The following is a 612-nucleotide window of genomic DNA, read 5'->3' on the forward strand; positions in this document are numbered from 1 at the left end:
TCCGGTGCTAAGCAAGCGATTAATGCTTTACGACCTTTAACTGCATCACATGTTGCGCCGGTTACTGGGTTTGCTTCACCGTAACCTACTGCAGTTACGTTTGCAGGGTTTTGACCTTTAGAAACTAAGTAGTTAGCTACAGTTTCTGCACGGCGTTGTGAAAGTTTTAAGTTTGAAGCTTCTTTACCGATACGGTCTGTATAACCGTTAACTTGGATAGCTGGAGTTGCTAAACCTAAGTTAGCGATTTCAGTGTTAGCTGCGTCTAAAGCTGTTGCTGCTGCTGGTTTTAAGCTTGATTTACCGAAATCAAATAAAACGTCTGAGCTGAATGCGAAGTTTTTAGTTACAACTTCTGGCTCAACAACTGGTGCTACAGCGCCTTGACCGAAACGGTATGATAAACCTGCTGTTACAGAGTGGATATCAGGAGCATATTGGAAGTCCACATCTTGTGTGCCTGAACGAACTAATGCTTTATTTAAGTTACCCGCTTTGTTTAAGTATTGGTATTCAACACGTGCCGCTAATTCAGGAAGAATTGCGTACTCAACACCTGCACCTAAAATAGTTGATGCTTTTAATTTGTGGAATTTTGTTGTTGATTCGTTA

1 pseudogene is annotated in these 612 nt (G+C 41.3%); it reads right to left on the reverse strand.

Annotated elements, in window-relative coordinates:
- Positions 1-612: pseudogene (gene ompA, locus DAI17_RS20770) on the reverse strand (porin OmpA); the annotation flags it as partial.

Origin of the sequence: Nocardioides sediminis (assembly GCF_003047295.1) — a bacterium.
Lineage (GTDB): Bacteria > Actinomycetota > Actinomycetes > Propionibacteriales > Nocardioidaceae > Nocardioides > Nocardioides sediminis.